The sequence below is a fragment of the Chryseobacterium sp. SIMBA_038 genome, from assembly GCF_046535115.1.
GTDB lineage: Bacteria > Bacteroidota > Bacteroidia > Flavobacteriales > Weeksellaceae > Chryseobacterium.
In genome coordinates, this window is sequence record NZ_JAWRXH010000476.1 from 1 (window position 1) to 231 (window position 231).

General features: G+C 57.1%; 1 protein-coding gene. It reads left to right on the top strand.

Features of this window, described 5'->3' with window-relative positions; genetic code table 11:
- Positions 1 to 231: hypothetical protein (locus SB689_RS24325; protein ID WP_410694578.1), on the top strand; the 231-nt coding region annotated here is incomplete at both ends.

A 231-nucleotide genomic window follows, 5' to 3' on the forward strand; every position in this document is an offset into this window, starting at 1 on the left:
GTGCGTTGCCGTCGAACTATCAGTTTTATGTGGCGACGTATTACGCCGGTAACGCCGTTGTTGGAGCCTGTAGTTCTCAACGCGATTGCGTGGTGCAGGCGGCGCTTTTTGACTCTCAGCATTGCGCGCCTCCGGTGACCGCGTTTTCTGGTGCTAGCGGTTGTCAGATCGTTGTTGATGCGGCGCCGTCGTCGGGGATTGTCGCGTCGGATGGTGTGACCTTAAACAGGT